Raw genomic sequence first — 25,854 nt, forward strand, 5'->3', positions numbered from 1 at the left:
AATTTTATGGGTACATTTTTGGTTACTAAAAGAAAGAATGACGAATTTCAATTTGTATTAAAAGCAGGAAATGGCGAAGTTATTCTTTCAAGCGAAGGATATTCTAGCAAGGCAAATTGCCTAAACGGTATTGAATCGGTTAAGAGAAATTCTCAAGATGATTCAAAATTTGATAAATTGGAAGCGAAAGACGGAAGAATGTTTTTCAACCTAAAAGCGACAAACGGTCAAATTATTGGTTCAAGCCAAATGTATGCTTCTGCTTCAGGAAGAGATAACGGAATTGAATCTGTAAAGAAAAATGCTCCAGAAGCAGAAACAAAAGAAGAATTATAAAAAATACGCATAAAAAAAGCTCCGAAGAAATTCGGAGCTTTTTGTTTTATTTTCCATCGCGATCGACTTTTATTCTTTCAGCACGATTCGCCAATTCCCAAGCTGTTGCAAAAACCAATTGTGCTCTTTTTTGCAATAAATCATATTCAATTTTATCAGGAGTATCACTAGCTTTGTGATAATCTGCATGAGAACCGTTGTAATAAAATAACGAAGGAATTCCTTTTTTTGCAAAATTATAATGATCAGAACGGAAGTAAATCTTTTCTGGATCATTTCTATCATTGAATTTATAGTCTAAAGTCAATTTGGTATAATCTTTATTTGCTTTTTCAGAAATTGCATGTAAATCACTGCTCAATCGGTCAGAACCAATTAGATAGACATAATTTCCGTTATCTTTATGAAGGTCATCACGACGGCCAATCATGTCAATATTTAAATCTACAACCGTATTTTTCAAAGGAAACAACGGATTTTCAGAATAATATCTCGAACCGTGCAAACCGTGTTCTTCTCCGGTTACGTGCAAAAACAAAATCGAACGCTTTGGTCCGTGTCCTTCTTTTTTTGCTTGTTGAAATGCTTTGGCAATCTCCAGCAAGGCCACAGTTCCAGAACCGTCGTCATCGGCGCCGTTATATACTTCGCCATTTTTCATTCCCACGTGATCATAATGCGCAGAAATTACAATTACTTCTTCTGGTTTTTCAGAACCTTCGATGTAAGCCCAAATGTTTTCTGAATCGCCTAATTTTGGGGAAAATGCGCGTGTCATAAATTCAGAAGGAACTTTTTGATACCAGCCGTTTCCTTCTTTTGGATATGAAATACCCATTTTTTCATATTGAGAAATCAAATATTTTCCCGCTTTTTTCTGTCCGGGTTCGCCGGTATTTCTTCCTTCCATTTCATCGGAAGCCACAATATAAAGGTGTGTTTTTAATTCGTCAGCCGAAATGGTTTCTAAATATTTATTTGGTTTTACCGAAGAACAGCTCGCTAAAAATAGCGAAAGAACGAATCCGGTTATTAGTGATTTTTTCATAGAAGTAAATTAGTGAGTCGTATATACTGTGTATGCCAGCAATGCAACTGAAAGAAATGAAATTAAGAAAACGTTTATGATAAATAAAATTAAACCTTTTAAACGAGAAATGTATTTTTTCTCCCCAAAAAAAGTGCTGTGTGCTCTAAAAAAATAAAAGAAAGCATAGGAAACTGTAGCTATTCCTATTAAAGCTGAAATGGTATCACCTAAATAAACAAGCGCAAAAAGCCAATCTAAAACAGTACTAACGGTAAAAAGAAGTAGTAAAGATGCAAAATAGTGTAAAGTAAAAACCCCGCTATCAAAATAATACCATCGTTTTTTGCCATGAAAAAGCCATACAAAAAATGCAAAAAGTGGCATGTAAAGAAATAATACTTTTGGAATGTTGTGCTTCAGGTTTTCTTTAACTTGTTCCTGCGATTTTTTATCCCCTGCATTTTTTAAAGCATATTTATAGATATAATATTCCAGACCAGACAGCTTTTTTTCCTTAGTTGCACTATTTTGAATAGAATCGAGCTGTTTTAAATTAGTAAGTTCTGGGCCATTATTTACTGAAATACCTTTAGAAGCTATTTTGTCCTGGGTTATTTCTTGAGATTCGGTTTTCGATTTAGGATTTGGTTCTTCAACAAAAGAATATTCCGGAAGTATATTTGGAATCAAAAAAGTTACAAAACTTATAAAAATATACAACTTTACCGGCGGAACATATTTTAATCGTTTTCCTTCGAGATATTCCTTCGTAAGTCTTCCGGGCTTAAACAATAGCGCTTTAATCGTTTTCCAAAAACTTCCATCATAATGAGTCAAATCTTCCACAAAATGGGTAAATAAATAATGAAAAGATTGGCGCGTTTCTGTGTTTTGCTGGCCACAGTTGGGGCAAAATTTATTTTCAACCACATAATTGCAGTTCAAGCAGGTTTTATCAATTCTTATTTTGCCGTGTCCCATTTTAAGCTTCAGATTTTAAGATGCTAAAACTATTAAATTTTAAGGGAAAATGAGGCAAAACAGTAAGAATTTTGCACAAAAAAGTAAGGCCTCGTCACCTTAGTGTCGAAGCCTTACGCATGAATTACAACTAACTCTAAATTAACGTGATTGTAACTCGTGTTTGCCTTCCTTAATCTCTTCCACCATTTTTTTATTAAATGCGGGAAGATCGTCAGGATTTCTGCTGGTAACTAAACCGTTGTCAACAACCACTTCTTCATCTGTCCAAGTTGCTCCGGCGTTGATCAAATCTTCTTTCACAGAGAAAAAAGACGTCACATTTCTGCCTTCAAGAACATCGGCATTGACAAGAATTTGTGGTCCGTGGCAAATGGCCGCTACCGGTTTTTTCTCGTCGAAAAAGTCTTTCACGAATGAAATTGCTTTTTCTTCTCTTCGCAATAAATCAGGATTGATAACGCCTCCAGGCAAAACCAATGCGTGATAATCTTTTGATGAAACTTCGTCAAGCGTTTTGTTTACATCATATTCTTTTCCCCAATTTCCGTCAGCCCAACTTTTGATTTTTCCACTTTTTAAGCTTACAATATCTGCCGTCCAGCCTTGTTGTTCCAAATGTTCTTTAGGGGATTTTAATTCGCTTTCTTCGAATCCGTTAGTTGCTAAAATCGCTACTTTCTTAGTCATAATGTTTGGTTTAAATTATAATATTCTGTTGGTTATTATAAAGTTACGACAACAAAAAAGCTTGAACTTTTAATGCAGTACTAAAGTTGTCTTAATGTTTGTTAAGGATTTTTAGAAATTCGTAATTTCAATAAATATTCTAAGAAAAAAATTATGCACGATATTTTTGAGTGGCAACGCGTTTTAATAAATGATCATCCTTTTGAATTTTTATTCGAAGTTGTTTTTCGATCGGTTGTGATGTTTATCGTTTTGTTAATCACACTCAGATTTACCGGAAAACGTGGCGTAAAACAACTTTCAATATTCGAAACCGTGATCATCATAGCTTTGGGTTCCGCAGCTGGAGATCCAATGTTTTATGAAGATGTGGGCATAATTCCGGCAGTAACGGTCTTCGCCGTAATTATTTTGCTGTATCGATTTGTAACAATGCTTACCGGAAAATTCAAGTGGTTCGAACAATTGGTCGAAGGAAAAACCGAATGTCTTATTCAAGAAGGAAAATTTTCGATCGATACTTTTGAAAAAGAAGGCTTGGCGCAAGATGAGTTTTTTTCGGAATTAAGAGTGAATTCTGTAGAACATTTGGGACAAGTCAGAAATGCCTACTTAGAAACTTCGGGCGAAGTCAGCGTTTTTTATTATTCTGATGAAGATGTAAAATTCGGATTACCTATCTTGCCACAATTATTTGAACAAAAAAGCAAAACCATTCAAGAAAACGGAATTCACGCTTGCACATTTTGCGCACACACGCAGGAGTTAAATTCAGGAACTGCGACGTGCGAACGATGCGGAAAAGGCGAGTGGGTTAAAGCCATTAACACAACAAGAATAGCATAAATGATCACAATTTCTCCAACAGACAACTATAAAGCGATTCAAGATATTGCCGGAAAAACGTGGCCGGTAACGTATGGCCCGATTCTTTCTTCAGAACAAATTCAATATATGTTTTCGATGATGTATGACTTAGAAGCTTTGAAAAACCAAGCTGAAACTAAGAATCATCATTTTATAATTGCAGAAGAAGACGGCAATTTTTTAGGATTTGCTTCCTATGAATTTGATTATCAAAATGAGCCGAAAACAAAAATCCATAAAATCTACATTCTTCCTGAAACACAAGGAAGCGGTATCGGAAAAAAAATGATTTATTACATTTCTGAAAAAGCGAAAAATAACAAACAAGAATTTCTTTCCTTGAACGTAAATCGTTTTAACGAAGCGATACATTTCTACACAAAAATTGGCTTTGAAAAAGTAGGTGAAGAAGACATCAACATCGGAAACGGCTATTTGATGGAAGATTATATCATGGAGAAAAAAATTTAGATTTAACATATTCAAATTCATCAAAATCCATACAATTCAAATTTCATTCAAATTTCATTCAAATTTATCAGAAGACAAACTTAAATGACCTACAATACCTTATATAGTAAATCACAAATTCAAATTTTATGTCTTAATTATATAAATCTTCTCTCAAAATCAATAACATAATTCTCTATTTATAAAACTAACTTTGAGTGACAACCAAAAAAATACTCAATGTTATGATAGAGCAAATTAAAAATTTACCCGATAATATGGTCGGTTTTCGAGCGAGCGGCGAAGTCTCAAAGGATGATTTCGAAATCGTTCACAAAAAAGTCGAACAACTTGTTGACAAAACAGGAAAGTTAAATTATATGCTGTTTCTTGATACGCCACCGTCTGAATTTACAGTAGGAGCGTGGTGGGAAGACGCTTTGCTCGGAATCAAAAACATCACAAAATGGAACCGCGCTGCAATCATTTCTGATTCAGAAACGGTTGACAAATTCACTGCGGTATTCAGCAAAGTGATGCCTGGCGAATTTAAAGTTTTTCAAAAAAATGATTTGGAACGCGCCATCGACTGGACATCCGAGAAAATTGAAGTAGAAGATTAACCACCAAAAAAGATATTATGGGAGATTTAAAAAATTTAAACAACGAAGAAGCGATTGCCAAATTAAAAAAATTGGCTGAAGATATCAGAGTTTGCATGTTTTGTACAGATTTGACACACGTTCCGTTTTCCACGCGACCAATGAGCATTCAGGAAGTTGATGAATTTGGAAATATCTGGTTTTTAAGCGGCGCCGATTCCGATAAAAATTTCGATATAAAACAAGACGAAAATGTTCAGTTGCTTTTTGCAAAAAATTCAAGCAACGAATATTTGAATGTTTTCGGAAAAGCATACATCTACAAAGATAAGTCGACAATTGAAGACAAATGGAGCCCAATTGCAAAAGCGTGGTTCAGCGAAGGAAAAGACGATCCAAATCTGACAGTAATTCGTGTTCAACCTGATTACACTTATTATTGGGATACCAAAAGTGGAAAAGTAGTTTCATTACTAAAAATCGCAGTCGGAGCCGTAATCGGAAAACCGCTTGACGACGGAATCGAAGGAAAATTATCAGTGTAGTATTTTATATTTTCTATAAGAAAAGCTTCTGAGAAACCAGAGGCTTTTTTGTTTTATTACTCTTCATATTTCAAAACTTTAACACCAATTATACATTTTCCAAAATCTTCTCCCTTAAATTTAAGTTTGCGTTTAATTTCCCCTTATGAACAAAACTACTTTCCCAAAAATCTTAGAAAAAAGACACAAATTGCCACGTTGGTTAAAGCTTTTGCTTAAGATTTTATTTGGCATTTTTCTCTTCATCATCGTCGCTTATATGGCGTTGGCATTCTACGTAAACACGCACAAGAAAGAAATTTTGGCTTCAATAACCGCAGAAATTAACGAAAATATCAACGGAAAATTAGTTGCTGAAAGTATGGATCCCACATTTTTGCAAGGCTTTCCAAGAATCTCATTGCGATTGAAAAATGTAATAGTAAAAGACAGTCTTTATAACGATCACAAACACACTTTGTTAGAAGCCAACGAATTTAATATCTCCATAAATTCTTTTGCCTTTCTTCGAGGCGCTCTTGAAATCAGAAAAATTGAAATTGAAGATGCCAAAATTTACTTATTCGTAGATGAAAATGGTTACAGCAATTCTTCAATTTTTAAATCAAAAGCAGAGAAAAAAGCAGAACAGCCAGACGGAGGTTCTTTTGCCGAAGTCAAAAATTTTCAGCTTCATAATGTAAGTTTTGTTTCTGACAATCAAAAAGGAAAAAAGCTTTTTCAATTCATAATCAATGATTTAAACGGAAAATTAAAATATGATTCTGACGGTTGGGATGCCGATATAAAACTCGATGCTTTCGCCAAAAGTCTTGCTTTCAATACTAAACACGGAAGTTTTATCGAAAATAAAAAACTCAACGGAAATTTTGATATTCGGTACAATGAAGAAGCAGAAAATATCGTGATTTCTCCAAACGATTTGGATATCGGCGACGATGAATTTAATATCAAAGGAAAATTTAATATCGGAAAAAAGAATTCTGAATTCTCAATCGGAATTGTAGCTGACGGAATCTTATGGAAAAATGCTTCGAATTTGCTTTCCAACAATATCAGCAAACAATTGGACCGTTTTGACTTAGAAAAACCGATCGATGTGACTTGTGATATCGGGGGAGACTTGAATTCAGAAGGCGATCCGCTGATTTATGTCAAGGCAAAAATCAAAGACAACCGACTTCATATTCCGGATGGAATTGTGGATAATTGCAATTTTACGGGAATTTTTACCAATGAATTTGTAAAAGGAAAAGGTTTTAACGACCCAAATTCTGCGGTGAAACTTCTGAATTTTACAGGAAATTACAAGGAAATTCCGTTTACTGTCGATACTGCGATTATCAATGATTTCAGTAAACCAATTGCTTCTGGAACTTTCAAATCCCAGTTTCCTTTAGAAAAATTGAGCAACGCAGTCGATAAAGATTTGTTAGTTTTTTCCAATGGAACTGCCGATGTAAGCTTAAAATTCAAAGCAGATATTGTAAATTTAGAAATTACAAAACCCATTTTTTCTGGTTTGGTCAATATAAAAGACGGCGATGTGACTTATGCGCCGAGAAATTTAAGGTTTAAAAACACAAATGTGGCTTTAGATTTTACTGAGAAAGCGCTTTTAATCAAAAATATTACGTTGCAAAGCGGTAAAAGTGTCGTTAATATGGAAGGCGATATTGAGAACTTTTTGAATTTATATTACACTGATCCTGAACGAATCGTACTGAACTGGAAGGTAAAAAGTCCGCAGTTGCATTTGGGTGAATTTCTCGGATTTTTGGGAAGCAGAAAAACGACCCGAATTGCGAAAAAGAAAACAAGCAAAAGCACACTTTCTGAAAATTTAAATTTTCTTTTTGAGAAAAGTAATGTGGCGATGAACGTGCAAGTTGATAAATTTTTTTACAATAAATTTTATGCAACCGATGTGAAAGCCAACGTTTTATTATCAGAAACCGGAATGTTCATCAAGAACGCGAGAGTCAATCACGCTGGCGGTTTTATGGACGTAAACGGATCATTGACGCAAGGAAAAACGTTAAATAAATTTGCCATAAATGCGTTGGTCAAAAACGTAAATATTGAGAAATTCTTTTATGCCTTCAATAATTTTGGGATGGAATCGATGTCGTCTAAAAATTTGAGAGGATTTTTATATTCCCAAGCAAATATCACAGGAAGCATTTCAAACGACGGAAAATTGGTCACAAATTCAATGAACGGAACGATCGATTTTGACTTGCAAAAAGGAGCTTTGGTTAATTTTGAAGCTTTAAAAAGTGCCGGAAAATTTGCATTTCCATTTCGTGATTTGGATAATATTACGTTTACAAATTTAAATGGAAAGCTTGATATTACTGGCGAAAAAGTAAAAATTCATCCGATGAAAATCAACTCCAGCGTTTTAAATATGGATTTGGCCGGAATTTATTCCTTCGGGAAAGGAACAAATATTGCGCTCGATGTTCCGCTCAGAAATCCAAAAAAAGACAAAGATATTACTGACGAAGAATTGCTTGAAGAAAGAAGAAATCGCGGTATTGTAATCCACCTTTTGGCAAGCGATGACGAAGACGGAAAAGTAAAAATTAAATTGGTCAGTAAAAAAACCAGCGAAAATGCGGTTGAAACTAATAAATCTGAATAGAAATTATTTATATTAATTGTGTTTGTTGTAAGTTTTTTTAGATATTTGGCAGAATTTAAAACAAAACAACCAAATGAAATTAAAGGAAATAAATGAATTGAAAATGGTAAAGATTTTATCGACAATTTCAATACTCTTAACCAATTTGATAATTATTTCTATTTTTTTGCATTATTATAATGTAAAGTCAAACTTAACAAATCCGCTAATTCCAGAATCACTATTTTCATATGCATATGAACCGTATGTGAAAAAAGGGGTAATTCTAAGTATCGGATTATTAATTTTTATGATCTTTAAATCAATAAAGCAAAATTTGTTTGTTGTAATCTGTTTTGTAGTTTTAATGGTCTTGAATCAGTTTATTTATTGATTATCTGATGGATAAAAGAACTCGAAATTTAATTTTGTCGCTACTACTGATTCCATTTGGAATTTTGTTAATTGGAATTGGCTTTACTATGAAGACTGGGCATCCAGTTAATACAATCGTATTTATGTTGGGATTTTTGGCTTTTATTTTAGGAGGCGTTTTATTTCTATATTTTGCAATAAAAAATTAATCAAGATGAACAACGAAATTCGCCAAGCCTATCCATTATCGCAAGAATTAGAAACCCAAATATTTGATTTGCAAGACAAAGCTTGGGAATTTTTAGAACAGAATAAAATCGAAGAAGCTTTATCAAAAATTCAAGAAGCTTGGAATTTACTTCCAGAACCAAAATTCAATACTTCGTGTTCACACATTATTCTCTGTGATTTAATTCCGTTTCTCAATGTTTCTGGGAAATATTCTGAAGCAAAATCTTTGGTAAATGATTGGATTTTTGACCTAAAAAATTCGGGTTTTAGAATCTATGAAACTACGCCATTTCTGCTTTTGGGAGAAACCAACTTGCATTTATCAGAAATTGAAGAAGCAAAAAATGCTTTCCAAGAAGCTGTAAAATATGGAGCAACCAAAAGAGATTTTAGCGAAAAGCCAGATTTTTATTTTGAAATTGCAAAGAAAAAACTAATCGATAATGACGAAATCAAAAAGTTATTTGAGTTGGAAATTGCCAAAGATTTTGAACCAAAAGCTATTGCTGTGGAACTTTCCGACGAAGTTTCAGACCAAATCGAATCGTTAAGTGAAGAAGGAAATGAATACTTTGACGATGAAAATTATGAAAACGCAATCAAGGTTTGGAAACAAGCTTTGGCTTTAATTCCGAATCCGCAAAATACCTACGTAGAAACACTTTGGTTGGAAACTTCCATCGGAGACGCTTATTTTATGATGGGAAATCACCAAGAAGCATTTCCATATTTCTTAAACGCGAAAAGCAATATTGAAGAAAATGCGTATGAAAATCCTTTTATCATGTTGAGAGTAGGACAGTTGTATTTTGAAGCAAATGATTTTAAAAATGCTAAAGAATATTTGCTGCGCGCTTACATGTTTGAAGGAGAAGAAATTTTTGAAGGAAGCAAAGAAAAGTATTTTGAGTTTTTAAAGGAAAATGTGGAATTGTAATATTCAATTTATTCGGCAAAATCTGTTAACAACTCTGTCAATAATTATGCTATAAATTACTGAAATAATATAAGTTGATATATCTAAAATCTATTACATTTACTGCGTTATATTCCCATAACAAATCTAATAAATTATAGAAATTATGAAACTAAAATCAGTTTTGTTCCTGGTGGCTTTTGCAATTGGAACTACTGTGAATGCCCAAGAAGTGAAGATTAAAAAAGAAATTGCTTCTGTCGATGGAAAAGAATATGTGAGAGTGGGCGATTGTGGAATGTTTGCCAAAGAATGTTACATCAGTAACCTTGAAGGCGAGCAACTGATTTTAATTAAACCGCTTGATGATCCCAGAACGCCGGGAACGTATTTTCAAGTTACATTCATAGAATCTGGTACCAAAGTCGAAATTAAAAAGACAATCAAACCATTCATAAAAATGCTTTATGAAAACAAAATTGTCACTGAAGAAGGAAAACTAAATCTGCAAAGAGTAAAATCTTTTTCAGAAAAATATGGAAATCAAATTTCAATTAAGAAATAAAAAAATTCGAAGTGAAAGCTTCGCATTTTTTGTATTCGTAATTTTCGTAAACCTTAAACCCTTAAAACGGATATCCAATCGCCAAGTTAAACACCAAGTTTTCCTTTCTCCAAGCTCGATCTCCAAATTGAATTTGGTCTAAAACCCAGCGGTTTCCTTCAGGTAAATAAGGTTTCCTTAGTGGAAATGCCAAATCCAATCTTAATACCAAGAAAGATAAATCAAAACGCAAACCAGCTCCGGTTCCAACGGCTAACTGTTCGTAGAATTTCCCTGTAAATTCAGCTCCAGGTCTAGATTCGTCTTTGTTCATTAACCAAATATTTCCAGCATCTACGAAAATTGCTCCGTGAACAATACTGAATAATTTGGCGCGATATTCGGTGTTTAATTCCAATTTCAAATCGCCCGATTGATCAGGAAGAAATGAGTTAGAAGCAACACTGTCTTTAAAAGTTCCAGGTCCGATGGATCGCGCTCTAAAGGCACGAATACTGTTTGTTCCGCCAATAAAAAACTGTTTGATAAATGGCATTTGGTCTGAATTTCCATAAGGAACGCCAACGCCCGCAATGATTCTGCTGGCAATTTGAGAATCTCTCCCCAATTTATAATAATGGCGAAATTCGTGTTCCATTCTGGCAAATTGGCTAAAAGGAACGCCCAATATTTCTTTTGGTTCATTTTTGTCTCCGCCCATAACCAAACCAGTTATTGTTGCTGAAAGATCCAAACTTCCTTTGTAATAGATAGTGTTTTTCTTTCTTCGTTGCATCGTATTCGTGTAGGTGTACGAATAATTCGGACCAAAAATTAACTGCTTGTCAATTACTCTTTGCAAAGCCGGATTTCCTGGATTTTCAGGAGTTCCGTCACCGTCAATTTGCGCTTGATATTCTGCGGTCACATTTCCAGAAGTCACATACGTAATTTCGGTTACATTTAATTGGTGTTCTTTTCTAGCGTTTTCCTTCCACAAATAACCAAACGAACCTTTAAACGTATTCAAAGTATAAAGTCGCTGTCTTTCTTGGTGTTCAAAGCCAATCAACGCTCTGGTTTTTGGAACAAATCCTTCACCAGATTCCATTTTAAACGGACCGATAAATCGTGGCCAAACCAAACTTGCTTCGCCTCCAAAACGGAAAACATTGTAGCCTTTATTTTGCCCAGAAACTTGAACTTCCATTCCACCAAATCCTGTTAAAGTCAATAATTCTGCGCCTTTAAAGGTATTTCGGTTGCTCCAATTTACGTTTAATTCTGTTCCGGTATAATTTGCGGAGTTGGTTTTAGCCAAAACTTCTACACGAATTGATTTCTTTGGAAGCGGTGTCAAATAATAAAAAGCATTTAACCCATTTTCAATAGAATCACTCGGACGAAATTCATTTTTTACAAACTTAAAAGTTCCCAAATTCACCAATCGATTCAACGAAAGATTGTGGTCAGTTCTGTTGTAAACATCGCCTTTGTGGAAATAAAGTGTTCGGTCATAAATTCTTGGGTCGAAGGTTCTGGTCGTGTCAATAATCGTGAAATCTTTATATTTTTCAGGTGTTGATTTCGCGATAATATTCGTCGTATCACTTGCCGAAAGCGTGTAATTTGGATAAATCGTAATTTGGTCAATCGTATAAATCTGCTTCGCTTTCGCCGGAGTTTCGTCCTTCACTTTTACAATCAAATCCACTTCTTTTGTTCCAACGGTGCTGTCAACTTGAATCAATAAATAATCTGGGCTAAAATAATAATAGCCTTGCTCTTTCAAACGCGTGTCGATTCGTTCTCTTTCAGTTTTAATTCTGTCTAAATCATAAGGTTGGCCGACTCTCAAACGACTTCTTCTGCCTAATTTTGCAATATCTCTTTCTAAAGTATTTGTTGTATCCGTAGGAAAAGTGACGCTTTTGATTTTGTATTGATAGCCAGGGCGAACGGTATATTCTGCCGTAACTTTTCTGTTTTTGCTTTTTCCGGTAGAATCTGATTCAGTTCTGACTTTGTAATAACCTTTGTTTTCAGCGTAATTTTGAAGGATGCTTTCGTTGTAAGCCAAATCTACCTGACTGAATAAAACTGGCGGTTGTCCCACTTTATTTCGCAACCAATAACGGAAACCTTTGTCTTTTGTTGGTTCTCCGGCAAGATTATAAAAGTATAATTTCGGACGAAGTCCAAAAAATGAAGCATTTGGTTTTGGGCGAAGCAAAGGTTCTAGTTCCGATTCCAAAGCTTTTCGCTGTTTTTTAGACATTGTTGTATCTTCAACCTTCACAGAACCGCCCACATACAAGGCATCGCCTTCGGGAAGGTATTTCAAATTGCTACAACCGCACACAAAAAGTGTTGCAAAAAAGAGATAATATATTGTGCTTTTATTCATTGTCTTTGTCTTTTTTGGCATTTTTATCAGTTCGTTCTTCTTGTTCTTGCGCCGATTTTTCATTGTCTGCTTTTTCTTTTTCGCGTCTTAATTTGTCTTTTTCCTTGATTTCTCGGTCGATTTTCTTTTGTTCTTCGGTCTTGTGAAAAAGTTCTCTGAATTTATTGTAATCCATCGTGATGATAAATCCAACTCCTGTTTCAATTACCTGACCTTGCAAAGCCACTTGGTACTGGTTTTTTCTATAAGCACGCACCATATAACGGCCGTCTTTGGTCAATTGGTAATCGGCAGAAAGATCGCCGGCAATATTGTTCGTTTCTTCATTTGCTTGTGAAGGTCCTTCCAAACCAAAACTGCTTCCAACGGTCACTTTTAATCTGTCGTTCAAAAGTCGTTTTGAAAGCCCAACATTTAAGTCGGTTCTGTCTTCACGAGACCCTGTTGTGTAATCTTCTCTTGATTGCAAATCAAAGTCTAATTCAACGCCTTGAACCAAATCTCCAGCCAGATTATTCAACTGTTGCGAAAGGATTTTGCTCACACTTTGACGTGCCAAAGAACCGGCAGAAGTACCGCCAGCTTCACTAGCGAAAGGATTTTCTCCAATAAATCTTCCTAATAAAAGCAAGGCAAAAACCTGTTTGTTCAATTCGCCTTCTTGCTGACGAAGTTGTGCCAATTTGGTTTTCGTCAAATTCGTCACTTCCGTGGCAACGGTATTATTTCCTTCGGGCAAAGTGATGTCAAAACTAATTTCTGGTTTCAACAATTCGCCCTTCATTTTAAGCAAAGTTTCAAACGGAATTCGTTGTTTGTAGATATTTCTGTTCGTTGTAATTTGGTTGTCCACCAAGTCAATCGGAGCCGTTTCGATTTCATAAACCGCCGTAATATTGATGTCTGCAGAAGTCGGTTCGCCCGTCCAAAGAATGTAACTTCCTTTCTGGATTTCAAAACGTCTTCTGATGAAATTGAACGACATTTCATAAGCGCCTTCGTCAAATTCATAACGTCCTGTCAGAGTCGTTTTTCCAGATTCATCAATGCCTCCAGTCAATTGCGCTTCACCCTTTAGGTTCAAATAATCGCCGTTTCCTTTGTCAATAATCATCGTCAATTCGGCTTCTTTTACAATTTCAATATTCACTGAAACATCCATTCCTCTAAATTGCGATTGGTTCAACGAATCGGCAACTATAAAACGCTTGTCAATCTGCATCCCATCTTGGTCAATAAATTCCACAATTCCTTCACGGTCAGTAATTGACGGGTCAGATTGTGGCAATACAATCGTCAAATCGGTATCTTCATTTATCTTCAAATCACCGCGAACCACCGGCTTATTCAAATCACCTTTTACGCTCAAAGCGGTGTCGATGAACAAATCTCCGTAATATAAATCGTTGTCTTTTGCAACAGAATTTACAGCTTTAAAGTTTTCAGCGTTTACAGTTAAATCAAACCCAAAGTCTGTGTAATTAGTAGTTAAAACGCGTCCGTCAACAACCAACTGATTGTCGTCAGTATCAGAAACTGAGAATTTATCAAACGAAATTCCTTGATTTGTAAACGAAATTTTATCGTTCATTTCGTCAAAATAGGAGGCAAGCTGTGTCACTCGCAAACCAATTTCGTTGAATTTCAATTCGCCAATAACACTCGGACTCGTCGTGCTTCCGGTCACTCTAAATTGTCCCGATAAAAATCCGGTGCTTTGCGTAACCGCGCCCATTGTGAATCCTTGAATACTTTTCATATTCAATTTTTCGATGTCCAAATTCATATCAAAAGTCGAATTGTCAGTTCTGTAATTCCCAACTAAATTCACCTGATTTCCGTCTCCGCCAGTAATTGCAACGTCTGCGTTCAAAACATTTGCAGTATTATTGTCCACTTTTATAGCAATATTTCCAACGGTATCGGTTTTAAAAGTAAAATCTTCAATATTCAAATCAGCCGTGAAAGTCATTGTTTTGGTCAAATCTTTTACCAAGACATTTCCGTTGATTCTTCCGCCAGCCAAAAGCGTGTCTTTTGCAACTGCGTTCGTAATTGTGGCAATTTCAAAATCTTTCAAAGTAACATCCAACGGCGAATTAGCGCTTTCAGATTGCGATTGAATTTTGATGGAACTTGCATTATTGCTCAATTCAAAATTGTTGGCATAAATTCCTTTCGAACCAAACTGCACGATATTTTCTCGGTCGATATCCCAAGGTTCATAGTTCAAAACCAAACCGTCTGGCTCTAATGAAATCTGCGTATTTCCGTCTTCGGCTTTCAAACTTCCGGCCAAAAGATATTGGTCTTCGTCTTTAATATCGCGAATTAACAAAGTGTAATTTACTTTATTTTCAGCAACTTGGCCAGAAATACTGGTGTAAGGCAAATGAATTTGACCGGCATCAATATCGTCAATGACCAAGCTATAAATCAATGCATTTTCGTCGGTTTCAATGTCTAATTGACCATTTGTAATTGTATTGTTGCCATAAATTATCTTCGGAATTTTTCCGTTTACATTAATCGAATCGCCTTCAGAATTGTATCTCGCATTGATTTCAATAGGCGAGAGGCTTTTCAATTCTGGCATTAATTTCATTAAAATAGGTTCGTCTCTTACCACTAAAGTCAGGTCAAATTGCTGTGGCAAATTTGATTTTTTCGGAGCTGTTGGATTCGTATTGTAATATTTTGAAATCGAATTTGTCAAAGCAGTTCCGATTTGGTCATATTGAAAATTCCCAGTCATCAAGGCATTTGCGAACTGCGATTGAATGCGAATTGTGTCGCTTTCCGCGGAAGAAATCGCATCGACTTTAATTGAATCTAACGAATAAGTTTCCTTAGAATCCACAATCAAGAAATTGTAAACTCGAATTTTTCCATTCAAATTTTCTGGACTGGAATCGGTAATATCGGCAAAAATATCGCCTCTCAATTTCAACGGACCAGCGTGAAGGTTCAGCTTTTCTAAATCAGCAATATCGGTGTTCAATTTCAATTTTACAGCCGGATATTTTCCTTTGAAATTTCCTTCGGCGACCATATCAAAAGTCAAATTGACATCGTTCATTCCTGCGGTTGCGTTGAAATTTCCGTTTTTGATTGCACCTTTTAATTTTAAATCTCGGTATGTATATCGGTTGAAATCGGCCTTTATCAAAGTTCCATCAATAGAAGCATTTGCCGTCTGCGGATTCAATCCGGTTCCTTTTACTTTGGCTTTCAAGCTGATTTTTCCGAGCGAATCATTTTTCAATAATTTGCCTATATCAAAATTGTCAATCGTAGCGTCGGCATCGTATTTTTCGTAATTTTTTCTTATTTGGTCAAAAGTAGCCTTGATTTTCGCTTTTCCAAAACTGCTCGCCAAATACATATCGGTATTAAAATTCGAAATTCCTCCTTTAAAGAATCCATTCAAAGACAATTGCGAAGGAAGCTGAATATTCGCTGGAATCGTTCCTTTTGGTACAAACATATTAATGTCTTTCGAAGTCGATTTCAACTGATTTATCTTCAAATCAAAATACGCTTTTTCCACATCAGGAAGCCCCGTAATTCTTCCGCTTGCGGAAACTACAGTCGAACCAATGCCACTGATTTCTAATTTTGGAATTGAAATATCGCTGACTTTTCCAGAAACTTCGCTGTTGATGTACAAAATCGCATTCGGATTACTTTTGAATGGATTTTGATTTTCCAATGTTGGCACAAATAATAAGATATCTTTGAACCCGATTTGGCTGTTTTCTAACGACGCATCAATTCCCAAATCGCCCAAATTTTCGGCAATTTTAGACAAATCATTATAAGTTACATTGATTTCGTCTTTGACCAAAGTTTGCGGTGTTTTTAAGTATAAATTTTTAAGCGAAGCTCGTTTACTTCCATAAAAAAAGTTGGTTTTCAAGGATTCGATATCCAAACCGCTTTGGTCTTTCACCGAAAATTCTTGAATATTTCCATAAATAGAATCGGTGCTATAATAGAATTTTTCGCCTTGCAATTTGACATTTTCCAAGTTCAAATGCTTGTAATCCATTCCTTTTTTGACTCTTGGGGAATTTTCATCATCAAATCGAAAAGCAATGTTTTGAAGCGAAGTTTCGTTCAATTTCACTTTCCATTTTGGACCAGTCGCTTCCAAAGATTCTGGAGCATCAACTTCAATCGCTTTGTCTAATTTTCCAAAAGTCAATCCGCCAGAAATGTCATCAATTTCGAATTTTTCTAAATCAATAAATTGCTTTTTCAGATTGATTTCGTTGAATTCCAAAAGCAATTTTTTAAGCTTGATTCCAGTATTCAACGCCGAACCTTTATTGTCAAAACCAATGTCAATATTGGCCAATTGAATTTCTCCCAGTTCCAAGTTCAAATCAGGACTTTTAACCGCTTCGTCAGTAACTTCCACGGTATTTTGGGCAACTTCCTGAACAATTTCGCCTTGTTTCAGCATTACTTTAAATCCGTCCAAATTTATTTTTGGAACGGTAAAATCCATTTTGTCCAAATCAAATTTTGTAATTTTTGTATCAAAATGATTGACGTAAGCATTCAAATCATTCTTAGAAATCGCATCTTCAAAACGTACTTTTATTCTATCAAGATTTACATTTTTCACCGAAATTTTCATCGGTGCTGAAGTCGTGTCTTTCGGTTCGTTCGAAGCAAACGCGTCAATAATATAATCGAAATTGAAGATCGAATCTTTGTTACGCTTTACGGTCGCCGTAATTCCTTGCAAATCGATAGAATTTAATTCCACTTCGTTGTCTAAAAGCTTGAAAAGGCTGATGTCAACTTTTACTTTATCGCCAGCCAAAAGCGTATCGCCAGCTTGACTTTCAAAATAAATATCTTCTAAAATAATGTATTTTGGAAGTCCGATTTCTATTCTTCCAACTTTGACCGGAGTTTTTATTTTTCCTTCCAAATAAGTAACGGCTTTATCTTTTATCAGATTTTGGAAATATGGAATTTGTATTAAAATGACAATCAAAAGAAAAAGCCCCAAAATGGAGCCAATAATCCACGCCAAAATCTTCAACCATTTTTTGACGTATTTATTTAATTTGAATGATTTCGTAGGTTTGTTCAAAATTCTAATGTGTTTTGCGAAATTGGTTTTATGGTTGCTCGTTAGGCTACTTAAAAATACTACTTATAACATAGATTTTTATTAAAAAAAACACAAAATTGACAGAAAACGCTTAGCAAGAATCTGCTAAATTCTTTCTAGAATTGATTTCAAATCTATAGCATCATCGAAGAAATTTGACCACAAATCGCCTTTTTCTTCCAATCTTTTTGGAAGCGTTTTGATGTTAAAATCGCTGATTTTTAGTTTGTCATTAATTTCGTCCCAATTCAAGGGCGTGCTCACATTGGCGCCCTCGCGTGGACGAAGTGAGTAGATACTCGCCATCGTTTTTCCCTTTCCATTTTGCAGAAAATCGAGATAAACTTTTCCTTTTCGCTTGGATGGACTTCTTTCCAAACTGACAATTTCGGGCAATTTTTTCAAAACCATTTGACTAACCAAATGTGAAAATTCTCGAGTTTTATTGTAGGAATATTTTGGTAAAACCGGAATAAAAACATGAATTCCCTTTCCTCCGGAAGTTTTTACATACGCCGGAACTTTCAGCATATCCAAAATTTCTTTCAAAGTCAAAGCCGTTTTGACAATCTTTTTCATGTCGGCTTCGTTCGGATCCAAATCAAAAATGATGTAGTCTGGATTGTTCAAAGTTCCAACGCGACTGCTCCACGGATTGAGTTCGATGCAACCCCAATTGGCCAGAAAAATCAAAGTATCGCGGTCTTGGCAAAGCAAATAAGTAACGCTTTCCTCGGTCGATTTTGACTTTAATTTTCTAGTTTTTATCCAATCTGGTACTTGGCCTTCCACATTTTTCTGGAAAAAACCAGGCTTTGAAATCCCGTTTGGCGTTCTCAATAAAGATTGCGGACGGTCTTTTAAATAGGGTAGGATGTAATCGGCAACGGAATTGTAGTATTCAATCACATCGCCTTTTGTGTATTTTTCTTTGGGCCAAAAAACTTTGTCTAAATTAGAAAATTCTACTTTGTTGTCGCTAATTTCTTTAGTCGCTTCAGATTTTTTGTTGGTTTTTGAACTAGTTTTTTTCGTATCTTTTTCTTCCGATTTTATTTCTGAAACAATCTTCTCTGTCGCCACTTCTTTTTCGCGAATCACATCTTTTGCTTCTTTATCAGTTCGCAAGCCCAAATAAACCGGATGGCGCAGACTTCCCGAATCGGTCCATTCTGAAAATTTTATTTGCGCAATCAATTGTGGCGAAACCCAATGTGTTCCCTGCAATTTTGGAGGTGTTTTGAAAGGAGAAGTTTTACGTTCTATTTTATTCAATTTGGCACGAAGTTCTTTCAAGATTTCGTCTGAAAATCCTGTCCCAACTTTGCCAGAATAAATAAAATCATCGCTTTCGTAAAAGCCTAAAAGTAAGGCTCCGAGTCCGGTTCTGCTTCCGCTTGGTTCTGTAAAACCGCCGATGACCATTTCCTGTTGTTTGCTGGTTTTAATTTTCAGCCAGTCTTTTGAACGTCTGTCTTGGTAATATTTTGACGAAGCTTTTTTCGCAATAATTCCTTCGCCACCCAATTTTTCAATAGCCTTGAAAGTTTCCAGACCTTGCCCGATTGTGTGCGAAGAAAAAATGATATTTTTCAATTTTGGAAGAATCGCTTTTAAGATTTTTTTCCTTTGGATTAATTCCAAATTTCGTAAATCATAGCCTTTGAAATAGAGGATATCAAAAACATAAAACTTTAAAGTTCCGTTTTTTGGGTCTTCGTCAAAATGCTGTAACCATTGAAAATGACTTTTTCCTTTGGTATCTTCCACCACAACTTCGCCATCGAGAATCATATCGTCGTTGACTTTTTCTAACGTAGTTACGATTTCCTTATATTTTGAATTGAACGAAATTCCGTTCCGGGAAATCAAGTTCACTTTGTTGTTTTTTATTTGTGCCAAAGCGCGGTAACCGTCAAATTTATTTTCAAAAATCCAATCGTCATTATCAAAAGGTTCTTCGGCTAAAGTGGCCAATTGCGGACGCCAATCTTCCGGAAAATCTTTTATCTTCGCAGCTTCTGCCAAATCTTCTGCCGAAAATTCCGCGTCATTTTTTTTTAATTTCGGCTTTGGTTTTTCTTCTTCGGCTTCTTCTTTTTCTTGTTTTTCGATGACTTTTTTGGCTTCTGTTTTGGTTAATTTCTTTCTTTTATCAGAACTATAAACGTTTCCGTTTTCTTCAATTCCTTTGAAATCTAAACCAGAAACCGCTGAATTTTCATCAAAATTCACTTTTGTACCCGCAAATTCATCCTTTGATTTCATCAAAAGCCACATGTTTTCTTTGCCTTTCATTTCGACCAAATGCCAAGCGCCTTGCAGTTTTTTTCCTTTCAAAATAATTTTTATGGAACCGTCTGCGAGCTGTTTTTTCATCAATTTATTGTCTTGAGAAATAGTTCCGTCGGGATTTTCTGGGCGATACGTTCCATAATCCCAAACCATCACGGTTCCGCCACCATATTCGCCTTTTGGAATTGTGCCTTCAAAATCAAAATAATCCATAGGATGGTCTTCGGTCTGAACTGCCAAACGTTTGTCAGCGGTATTTGCCGAAGGTCCTTTTGGAACCGCCCAACTTACCAAAACGCCGTCAATTTCCAATCTAAAATCGTAATGTAAACGTGATGCGTCGTGCTTTTGAATCACAAAAGTCAGCTTTCCTTTAGAAGTTTTTTTAATGCCTTTTGGCTCTTTGGTTTTGGAAAAATCTCGTTTTTGATTGTATTTTTCGAGTGCCATAATTTAGTTTTTTATAGCCTCTAAACTTGCTTTCAATTGTTCTAATAAATCATCAGAAGCGCCTTTTTTGGCTTTCGGTTTTTCTTCAGTTTTTTCTTTTTTGACTGGTTTTCCTTTGGTTTTTGCTTTCTTTTTGATAAGTTTTACCAATTCATCTTTATAGGTGTCTTTGTATTTTTCAGGCTCAAATTTCTCGGTCAATTGGTCGATAATCGTCATTGCCATATCCAATTCTTTTTTCGAAATTTTCACGTCATCAGGGATTTTAGCTTCCTTTGGGTCGCGCAAATCCTGGTCAAAACGAATTTGAATCAATAAAATAGCATCTTCTTCAACTTTCAAAATTCCAAGATGTTCTGTATTTCGAAGCACGAATTTCGCCAAGCCCACTTTTCCTGATTTCTTCAAAGCTTCTCGAAGCAACGCGTAGGTTTTTTTAGCTTCCTTCGCAGGCTCAACGATATACGGTTTTTCCAAATATTGCGACGGAATTTCTTTCTCCAACACAAATTCGAAAATGTCAATTGTTTGTGTTTTTTCGGGCATCGCCTTGGCAAAATCGGCTTTATCGAGAACCACATAATCGCCGTCCTCTTTTTTATAACCTTTTGCAATTTCGTCCCAAGGCACTTCTTTTCCGTCTTTTTTGCACACGCGAACGTATTGGATTTTGCACTGATCTTTCTTACGAATCATATCCAATTCTACGTTGTGCGTCGTTGCACCACTATAAAGTCTAATCGGAATATTGACCAAACCAAAGCTGATTCCACCTCGCCAAATTGCTTTCATAGTCTAATTTTTTAGTTAAATTTATTCCTTTTTAAGCAGAAAAAACAGTGATTTAACACGGCTTAAACAAAAAAAGTGAAGCTTAAAACTTCACTTTTTTGATTACTATCTTTCCTCGATATTGCCACCAGTGCGCTTTTGGTAGGGTTTTGTTTCGTTTGGATCATCATCCGCGTCTTCGTCATCCGTCAGCGAATGTTCATCGTCGAGTCCGTTGGTGTGAAAATCATCGTTTTCATCTTCTTCCTCGGTATCTTCGTCAAAATCTCTGTCTTTGTCGTGAACATTTTTCTGATCACGGTTTAACTCCGGATTGTCAATGCCGCGTTTGTCATTTTCGGCAAAATTTTCTTCGTTATTTCTATCGTTTATCATAGCACTAATTTTTAGATTATTCTTCGTCGATATCGTCTGCAGCATCAAAGTTAATTGTGTTGTAAGCGGCTTCAGTCAATGTCACGTCAGCTTCTTTTTCTTCTGCTAAAGTTGCTTCCAAAAGCTGCATCGCTTCATCTTCGCCGAGTGTTTTTGCGAAAGCACAAAGCGTTCCATAAGTGGCAATTTCGTAGTGCTCAATTTTTTGCGAAGCGGCAATAATTCCGGCATCACGAACGGCGCCTGGTTGGGTTTCTTCCATAATGCTTTCGCCTTCTTTAATCAAACCTTCCATAGCATCGCATTTTTTTGCAGTAGCTTTTTTTCCGATGATTTCAAAAACTTGCTCCAATCTTGAAACCTGTTCTTGTGTTACATTTAAATGGTCTTCTAACGCTGTTTTTAGATTTTCAGAAGTAGCGTTTTTAGCCATTTTCGGAAGCGCTTTTGTCAATGCTTTTTCTGCCCAATAAATATCTTTTAATGAGTCGATAAACAATTCTCTTAAACCGTCTGCCGCGCTCGCTTTTGGTTTAATTGTTCTTGTGGAATTCGCTGTTTTTGGAGTCGCTTTTTTAGCAGTTGTTCCAGTAGATTTTGATTTTGTAGCCGTGCTTTTTGAGTTGGAAGCCGTACTTGATTTTGTAGCCGTAGTTTTGCTGTTCTTTGAACTTGTAGCATTTGAATTTTTCATATTGAGATTTTTTAAAAATGTTTCTTTCTCAAAGTTCATCATTCGATAGCCAAATCGATTACATAATTTTTTAATTAGCTTATAATATATTTTGTTTTGTAAGTTGTTTATTAATAAGTAGTTGAATTGTGATTTCTTTAACTGAAATTCCTCTAATTTTTTATATTTTCTAAATATTCATTGACTTCTGTAGTTCCAAATTTATTCAGAAAGTTTACAAAATGACTTCCGATGATTGCTCCATTTTGAAATTTTGTAGCTTGATCAAACGTCGTTTTGTTGTTGATTCCAAAGCCAATTATTTGCGGATTTTTCAAATTCATGTTCGAAATCCTTTCAAAATAAGCCATCTCTTTATCTCCAAAACCATTCGTGCTTCCGGTTACGCTCGCGCTGCTGACCATATAAATGAAAGCGTTTGAGTTTTCATCAATTTCAAGAATTCGCTTTTCAGAAGTTTGTGGCGTAATTAAAAAGATGTTGGCCAAATCATATTTTTCAAAAATCGATTTGTATTCAGAAAGGTAAATTTCCAAGGGCAAATCTGGAATTATCAAGCCGTCGATTCCAGTTTCTTGACATTTTTTGCAGAAATTTTCAACTCCAAATTGCAGAATCGGATTAAAATAACCCATAATCAACAACGGAATTTTTACGCTTTCGCGGATGTTTTTCAACTGGCTAAAAAGCAATTCAGAGGTCATTCCGTTTGCCAAAGCTTTTGTTGAACTTGCCTGAATCGTAGGTCCATCAGCCAAAGGATCGCTGAACGGAAGCCCAATTTCAATCATATCGACTCCGGACTTTTCAAGATTTTTAATAATGGTTTTGGTGTCGTTTAAATTTGGAAATCCAGCCGTAAAATAGATGGAAACCAATTTTTTATTTTCTCGTAATTTATCTTGGATTCGTTTCATTTTTAAAGCTTGAAATAATTAATGTAAGTGTTTAAATCTTTGTCGCCACGACCAGAAAGATTGATGACAACGACATCTTTTGGCTTGAATTTTTTGTGGTTTAATACGGCAAAAGCGTGCGCACTTTCAATCGCGGGAATAATTCCTTCTAATTTTGCCAAATCCATTCCGGCTTGCATCGCTTCATCGTCAGTAATAGCTAAGAATTCGGCGCGTTTTGTCTCAAATAAATTGGCGTGCATCGGACCAATTCCCGGATAATCTAAACCGGCAGAAATTGAGTAAGGTTCGGTAATTTGTCCGTCGTTAGTTTGCATCAAAAGTGTTTTGCTTCCGTGAATAATTCCGATTTTTCCAAGCAAAGAAGTCGCCGCACTTTCGCCAGAATCAACGCCTTTTCCGGCCGCTTCCACAGCAATTAATTTGACATTTTCATCGTCTAAAAAATGATAAAAAGCGCCTGCAGCATTGCTTCCTCCACCAACGCAAGCGATGACATAATCAGGATTTTTACGATTTTCTAGTTCCAAAAGTTGGATTTTAATTTCCTCAGAAATCACGCTCTGAAAACGCGCCACCATATCTGGATAAGGATGCGGACCCACAACCGAACCGATGATGTAAAAAGTGTCTTCAGGATTATTTATCCAATCTCTAATAGCTTCATTCGTAGCGTCTTTCAGCGTTTTTGAACCCGAAGTCGCGGGACGAACTTCAGCGCCAAGCATCTTCATTCGCGCCACATTTGGCGCTTGTCGTTCAATATCAATTTCGCCCATGTAAACGATGCATTTTAAACCCATCAAAGCGCAAACCGTGGCCGTCGCAACGCCGTGTTGACCAGCTCCAGTTTCTGCTATAATTCGTTGTTTTCCAAGTCGTTTTGCCAATAAAATTTGCCCGATTGTGTTGTTGATTTTATGCGCGCCCGTATGACACAAATCTTCTCGTTTCAAGTAGATTTTCGTTCCAAATTTTTCAGAAAGTCTTTTGGCAAAATAGAGCGGAGTAGGTCGCCCGACATATTCTTTCAAAAGCGATTGAAATTCCTCTTTAAAAGAATCTTCTTCAGTGATTTTTAAATATTTTAATCGCAATTCTTCCACATTTGGATAGAGCATTTCTGGGATGAAAGCACCGCCGAATTCGCCATAAAATCCTTTTTCGTCTGCATTGTATTTTGAGCTCATAATTTCGATTTAAATTCGATTATTTTTGCTGTATTTTTTAATCCGGGTTGTTTTTCAAATTGGCTGTTGATGTCGATTGCAAAACAGTTTTCTGCGGATTTTGTTTTTAAAAATTCTAAAAGTTTTGGAGCATTTTCTAAACCGATTCCGCCACTTAAAAAATACTTTTTGTCTATTTTATAGTTATCCAAAAGCGACCAATCAAAAGTGATTCCGTTGCCACCGTGATTTTTTCCTTTGGTATCAAACAAGAAATAATTACAGGAATTTTGATATTCATTTAAAGTTCCAAAATCAAAATCTTCATCAATTGAAAAAGCTTTAATTACCGGAATTTCTGTTTGGATTTCATTGCAAAATTCAGCCGATTCGTTTCCGTGCAATTGGATAAAATCCAAATTGTGTTGTTTCGCTTTTCTCAAAATTTCTTCGGAAGAAGCATTTACAAAAACTCCCACTTTTTTAATTTCTTTCGGCAAGTCTGGAATTTCACTTTCAAAATTTCTTGGCGATTTGTTGTAGAAAATAAATCCTAAAAAGTCAGGTTTTAATTGGCTGATTTCTAAAATATTTTCGGAAAATTTCATCCCGCAGATTTTCAGTTTTATTGGCATAATCAAGAATTTTTTAGGTCTAAATCTTCGATAAATTGTCCCAAATATTTTCCTGGATTATCGGTTTTCATAAATGTTTCGCCAATCAAAAATCCGTTGAAACCGTATTCTTTTAAAACCAAAACATCTTGAGGCGAATTGATGCCACTTTCTGAAATTTTTAAAAATTCATTCGGAATCATTTCGGCCAAATCAAAGCTATTTTTCAAGCTGATTTCAAAGTTTTTCAAGTTTCGATTGTTCACTCCGATTAAATCCAAGCTTGGCATTAGCGCTTTTTCAAGTTCTTCTTGGTTGTGAATTTCGAGCAAAACTTCTAATGAAAGTGCCTGCGCAAACTCTGACAATTGCTTGATTTCACTTCGAGTCAAGACACTTGCGATGAGCAAAATGGCATCAGCTCCGTTTGATTTTGCTTCTAAAATTTGATATTTGTCAATGATAAATTCCTTGCGCAAAAGTGGCGTATTTACAGAAGCTCTTGCCAACTGCAAATCTTCCAAAGAACCACCAAAATATTTGGTATCCGTCAAGACAGAAATTCCGGAAGCACCAAATTTTTCATATCCTTTTACCACTTCTTCCACAGAAAAACTGCTGTTGATTGTCTGTTTTGAAGGCGAACGACGCTTGTGTTCCGCAATAATTCCGGAAGAATTTTTGATGCTTTCTGACAGTGAAATTGTTCTTTTTCCGAACAAATCTGAAACTTCTAATTGCTTTGCCGAAATGATGGATTTTTTCAGCGCTACTTCGCGTTTTTTGTCTTCGATTATTTTGTCTAAAATGGTCATAA

21 protein-coding genes and 1 pseudogene are annotated in these 25,854 nt (G+C 35.6%); 8 read left to right on the forward strand and 14 right to left on the reverse strand.

Annotated elements, in window-relative coordinates; all coding sequences use genetic code 11:
• Positions 1 to 6: 6 nt before the first annotated feature.
• On the forward strand, positions 7 to 336 hold the full coding sequence (locus ACFPVY_RS06910; protein WP_379791240.1) for a YegP family protein: 330 nt from the start codon (positions 7 to 9) through the stop codon (positions 334 to 336).
• A 46-nt stretch (positions 337 to 382) separates the two neighbouring features.
• Here ACFPVY_RS06910 and ACFPVY_RS06915 read toward each other — a convergent pair whose 3' ends face one another.
• The 4 genes and pseudogenes from ACFPVY_RS06915 to ACFPVY_RS06930 all read right to left on the reverse strand — a co-directional run bounded on the left by ACFPVY_RS06915 (position 383) and on the right by ACFPVY_RS06930 (position 3,037).
• Positions 383 to 1,384, reverse strand: coding sequence for a M28 family metallopeptidase (locus tag ACFPVY_RS06915; protein ID WP_379791241.1), 1,002 nt, complete (start codon positions 1,382 to 1,384; stop codon positions 383 to 385).
• A gap of 9 nt (positions 1,385 to 1,393) precedes the next feature.
• The gene (locus tag ACFPVY_RS06920; RefSeq protein WP_379791319.1) at positions 1,394 to 2,056 is read right to left on the reverse strand and encodes a hypothetical protein; all 663 of its coding nucleotides are present in this window, start codon (positions 2,054 to 2,056) and stop codon (positions 1,394 to 1,396) included.
• Positions 2,057 to 2,116: 60 nt separating this feature from the next.
• Positions 2,117 to 2,347 (reverse strand): annotated as a pseudogene (locus ACFPVY_RS06925) (DUF3667 domain-containing protein); the annotation flags it as partial.
• Positions 2,348 to 2,488: 141 nt separating this feature from the next.
• Positions 2,489 to 3,037: a type 1 glutamine amidotransferase domain-containing protein gene (locus tag ACFPVY_RS06930; protein WP_379791242.1), complete on the reverse strand. Its 549-nt coding sequence runs from the start codon at positions 3,035 to 3,037 to the stop codon at positions 2,489 to 2,491.
• A 153-nt stretch (positions 3,038 to 3,190) separates the two neighbouring features.
• Here ACFPVY_RS06930 and ACFPVY_RS06935 point away from each other — a divergent pair, with 153 nt between their 5' ends.
• From ACFPVY_RS06935 to ACFPVY_RS06965, 7 genes are all read left to right on the forward strand, one after another.
• On the forward strand, positions 3,191 to 3,883 hold the full coding sequence (locus tag ACFPVY_RS06935; protein WP_379791243.1) for a DUF421 domain-containing protein: 693 nt from the start codon (positions 3,191 to 3,193) through the stop codon (positions 3,881 to 3,883).
• A complete protein-coding gene (locus ACFPVY_RS06940) occupies positions 3,884 to 4,375 on the forward strand; it encodes a GNAT family N-acetyltransferase (protein WP_379791244.1) in 492 nt (163 codons plus the stop codon).
• A gap of 224 nt (positions 4,376 to 4,599) precedes the next feature.
• Positions 4,600 to 4,977 (forward strand): SpoIIAA family protein, encoded by a 378-nt coding sequence (locus tag ACFPVY_RS06945; RefSeq protein ID WP_379791245.1) that lies wholly within the window; start codon positions 4,600 to 4,602, stop codon positions 4,975 to 4,977.
• Between the two features lie 17 nt (positions 4,978 to 4,994).
• Positions 4,995 to 5,501 carry a pyridoxamine 5'-phosphate oxidase family protein gene (locus tag ACFPVY_RS06950; protein WP_379791246.1) on the forward strand — a complete coding sequence of 169 codons (507 nt, stop codon included), beginning with the start codon at positions 4,995 to 4,997 and terminating at the stop codon, positions 5,499 to 5,501.
• A 145-nt stretch (positions 5,502 to 5,646) separates the two neighbouring features.
• Positions 5,647 to 8,148, forward strand: a complete 2,502-nt coding sequence (locus ACFPVY_RS06955) for an AsmA family protein (protein ID WP_379791247.1) — start codon at positions 5,647 to 5,649, stop codon at positions 8,146 to 8,148.
• Between the two features lie 568 nt (positions 8,149 to 8,716).
• Complete coding sequence (locus ACFPVY_RS06960; protein ID WP_379791248.1) at positions 8,717 to 9,670, forward strand: tetratricopeptide repeat protein; 954 nt, start codon at positions 8,717 to 8,719, stop codon at positions 9,668 to 9,670.
• Between the two features lie 145 nt (positions 9,671 to 9,815).
• The gene (locus tag ACFPVY_RS06965) at positions 9,816 to 10,214 is read left to right on the forward strand and encodes a hypothetical protein (RefSeq protein WP_379791249.1); all 399 of its coding nucleotides are present in this window, start codon (positions 9,816 to 9,818) and stop codon (positions 10,212 to 10,214) included.
• 61 nt (positions 10,215 to 10,275) lie between these two features.
• On the opposite strand, the gene tamL is transcribed toward ACFPVY_RS06965, so the two are convergent.
• From tamL to trpC, 10 genes are all read right to left on the reverse strand, one after another.
• Entirely contained in the window at positions 10,276 to 12,600 is a 2,325-nt protein-coding gene (tamL, locus tag ACFPVY_RS06970) for a translocation and assembly module lipoprotein TamL (protein WP_379791250.1), read from the reverse strand.
• Positions 12,593 to 17,710 carry a translocation/assembly module TamB domain-containing protein gene (locus tag ACFPVY_RS06975; RefSeq protein ID WP_379791251.1) on the reverse strand — a complete coding sequence of 1,706 codons (5,118 nt, stop codon included), beginning with the start codon at positions 17,708 to 17,710 and terminating at the stop codon, positions 12,593 to 12,595. The genes tamL and ACFPVY_RS06975 overlap by 8 nt, the downstream gene beginning before the upstream one ends.
• A 126-nt stretch (positions 17,711 to 17,836) precedes the next feature.
• Entirely contained in the window at positions 17,837 to 20,476 is a 2,640-nt protein-coding gene (gene ligD / locus ACFPVY_RS06980; protein WP_379791252.1) for a DNA ligase D, read from the reverse strand.
• Positions 20,477 to 20,479: 3 nt separating this feature from the next.
• The gene (gene ku / locus ACFPVY_RS06985) at positions 20,480 to 21,268 is read right to left on the reverse strand and encodes a non-homologous end joining protein Ku (RefSeq protein ID WP_379791253.1); all 789 of its coding nucleotides are present in this window, start codon (positions 21,266 to 21,268) and stop codon (positions 20,480 to 20,482) included.
• Positions 21,269 to 21,373: 105 nt separating this feature from the next.
• A complete protein-coding gene (locus tag ACFPVY_RS06990) occupies positions 21,374 to 21,643 on the reverse strand; it encodes a hypothetical protein (protein WP_379791254.1) in 270 nt (89 codons plus the stop codon).
• A gap of 16 nt (positions 21,644 to 21,659) precedes the next feature.
• Positions 21,660 to 22,337, reverse strand: coding sequence for a YciE/YciF ferroxidase family protein (locus tag ACFPVY_RS06995; protein WP_379791255.1), 678 nt, complete (start codon positions 22,335 to 22,337; stop codon positions 21,660 to 21,662).
• A gap of 152 nt (positions 22,338 to 22,489) precedes the next feature.
• A complete protein-coding gene (gene trpA, locus ACFPVY_RS07000) occupies positions 22,490 to 23,254 on the reverse strand; it encodes a tryptophan synthase subunit alpha (protein ID WP_379791256.1) in 765 nt (254 codons plus the stop codon).
• 2 nt (positions 23,255 to 23,256) lie between these two features.
• Positions 23,257 to 24,444: a tryptophan synthase subunit beta gene (trpB, locus tag ACFPVY_RS07005; protein WP_379791257.1), complete on the reverse strand. Its 1,188-nt coding sequence runs from the start codon at positions 24,442 to 24,444 to the stop codon at positions 23,257 to 23,259.
• On the reverse strand, positions 24,441 to 25,031 hold the full coding sequence (locus ACFPVY_RS07010; protein WP_379791258.1) for a phosphoribosylanthranilate isomerase: 591 nt from the start codon (positions 25,029 to 25,031) through the stop codon (positions 24,441 to 24,443). Before ACFPVY_RS07010 ends, trpB begins: the two co-directional genes overlap by 4 nt.
• Before the next feature lie 29 nt (positions 25,032 to 25,060).
• Positions 25,061 to 25,852 carry an indole-3-glycerol phosphate synthase TrpC gene (gene trpC, locus ACFPVY_RS07015; RefSeq protein ID WP_379791259.1) on the reverse strand — a complete coding sequence of 264 codons (792 nt, stop codon included), beginning with the start codon at positions 25,850 to 25,852 and terminating at the stop codon, positions 25,061 to 25,063.
• Positions 25,853 to 25,854 lie beyond the last annotated feature (2 nt).

Source organism: Flavobacterium qiangtangense (genome assembly GCF_042658345.1).
GTDB lineage: Bacteria > Bacteroidota > Bacteroidia > Flavobacteriales > Flavobacteriaceae > Flavobacterium > Flavobacterium qiangtangense.

Excerpts from the sequence above, each read along its gene's own strand:
- ACFPVY_RS06910 (WP_379791240.1), top strand. The coding sequence starts at position 7 with ATGGGTACATTTTTGGTTACTAAAAGAAAGAATGACGAATTTCAATTT.
- ACFPVY_RS06950 (WP_379791246.1), top strand. The coding sequence starts at position 4,995 with ATGGGAGATTTAAAAAATTTAAACAACGAAGAAGCGATTGCCAAATTA.
- tamL (WP_379791250.1), bottom strand. The coding sequence starts at position 12,600 with ATGAATAAAAGCACAATATATTATCTCTTTTTTGCAACACTTTTTGTG.
- ACFPVY_RS06915 (WP_379791241.1), bottom strand. The coding sequence starts at position 1,384 with ATGAAAAAATCACTAATAACCGGATTCGTTCTTTCGCTATTTTTAGCG.
- ACFPVY_RS06965 (WP_379791249.1), top strand. The coding sequence starts at position 9,816 with ATGAAACTAAAATCAGTTTTGTTCCTGGTGGCTTTTGCAATTGGAACT.
- ACFPVY_RS06955 (WP_379791247.1), top strand. The coding sequence starts at position 5,647 with ATGAACAAAACTACTTTCCCAAAAATCTTAGAAAAAAGACACAAATTG.
- ACFPVY_RS06940 (WP_379791244.1), top strand. The coding sequence starts at position 3,884 with ATGATCACAATTTCTCCAACAGACAACTATAAAGCGATTCAAGATATT.
- ACFPVY_RS07010 (WP_379791258.1), bottom strand. The coding sequence starts at position 25,031 with ATGAAATTTTCCGAAAATATTTTAGAAATCAGCCAATTAAAACCTGAC.
- trpA (WP_379791256.1), bottom strand. The coding sequence starts at position 23,254 with ATGAAACGAATCCAAGATAAATTACGAGAAAATAAAAAATTGGTTTCC.
- ACFPVY_RS06935 (WP_379791243.1), top strand. The coding sequence starts at position 3,191 with ATGCACGATATTTTTGAGTGGCAACGCGTTTTAATAAATGATCATCCT.
- ACFPVY_RS06930 (WP_379791242.1), bottom strand. The coding sequence starts at position 3,037 with ATGACTAAGAAAGTAGCGATTTTAGCAACTAACGGATTCGAAGAAAGC.
- ACFPVY_RS06960 (WP_379791248.1), top strand. The coding sequence starts at position 8,717 with ATGAACAACGAAATTCGCCAAGCCTATCCATTATCGCAAGAATTAGAA.
- ku (WP_379791253.1), bottom strand. The coding sequence starts at position 21,268 with ATGAAAGCAATTTGGCGAGGTGGAATCAGCTTTGGTTTGGTCAATATT.
- trpB (WP_379791257.1), bottom strand. The coding sequence starts at position 24,444 with ATGAGCTCAAAATACAATGCAGACGAAAAAGGATTTTATGGCGAATTC.
- ligD (WP_379791252.1), bottom strand. The coding sequence starts at position 20,476 with ATGGCACTCGAAAAATACAATCAAAAACGAGATTTTTCCAAAACCAAA.
- trpC (WP_379791259.1), bottom strand. The coding sequence starts at position 25,852 with ATGACCATTTTAGACAAAATAATCGAAGACAAAAAACGCGAAGTAGCG.
- ACFPVY_RS06945 (WP_379791245.1), top strand. The coding sequence starts at position 4,600 with ATGATAGAGCAAATTAAAAATTTACCCGATAATATGGTCGGTTTTCGA.
- ACFPVY_RS06995 (WP_379791255.1), bottom strand. The coding sequence starts at position 22,337 with ATGAAAAATTCAAATGCTACAAGTTCAAAGAACAGCAAAACTACGGCT.
- ACFPVY_RS06990 (WP_379791254.1), bottom strand. The coding sequence starts at position 21,643 with ATGATAAACGATAGAAATAACGAAGAAAATTTTGCCGAAAATGACAAA.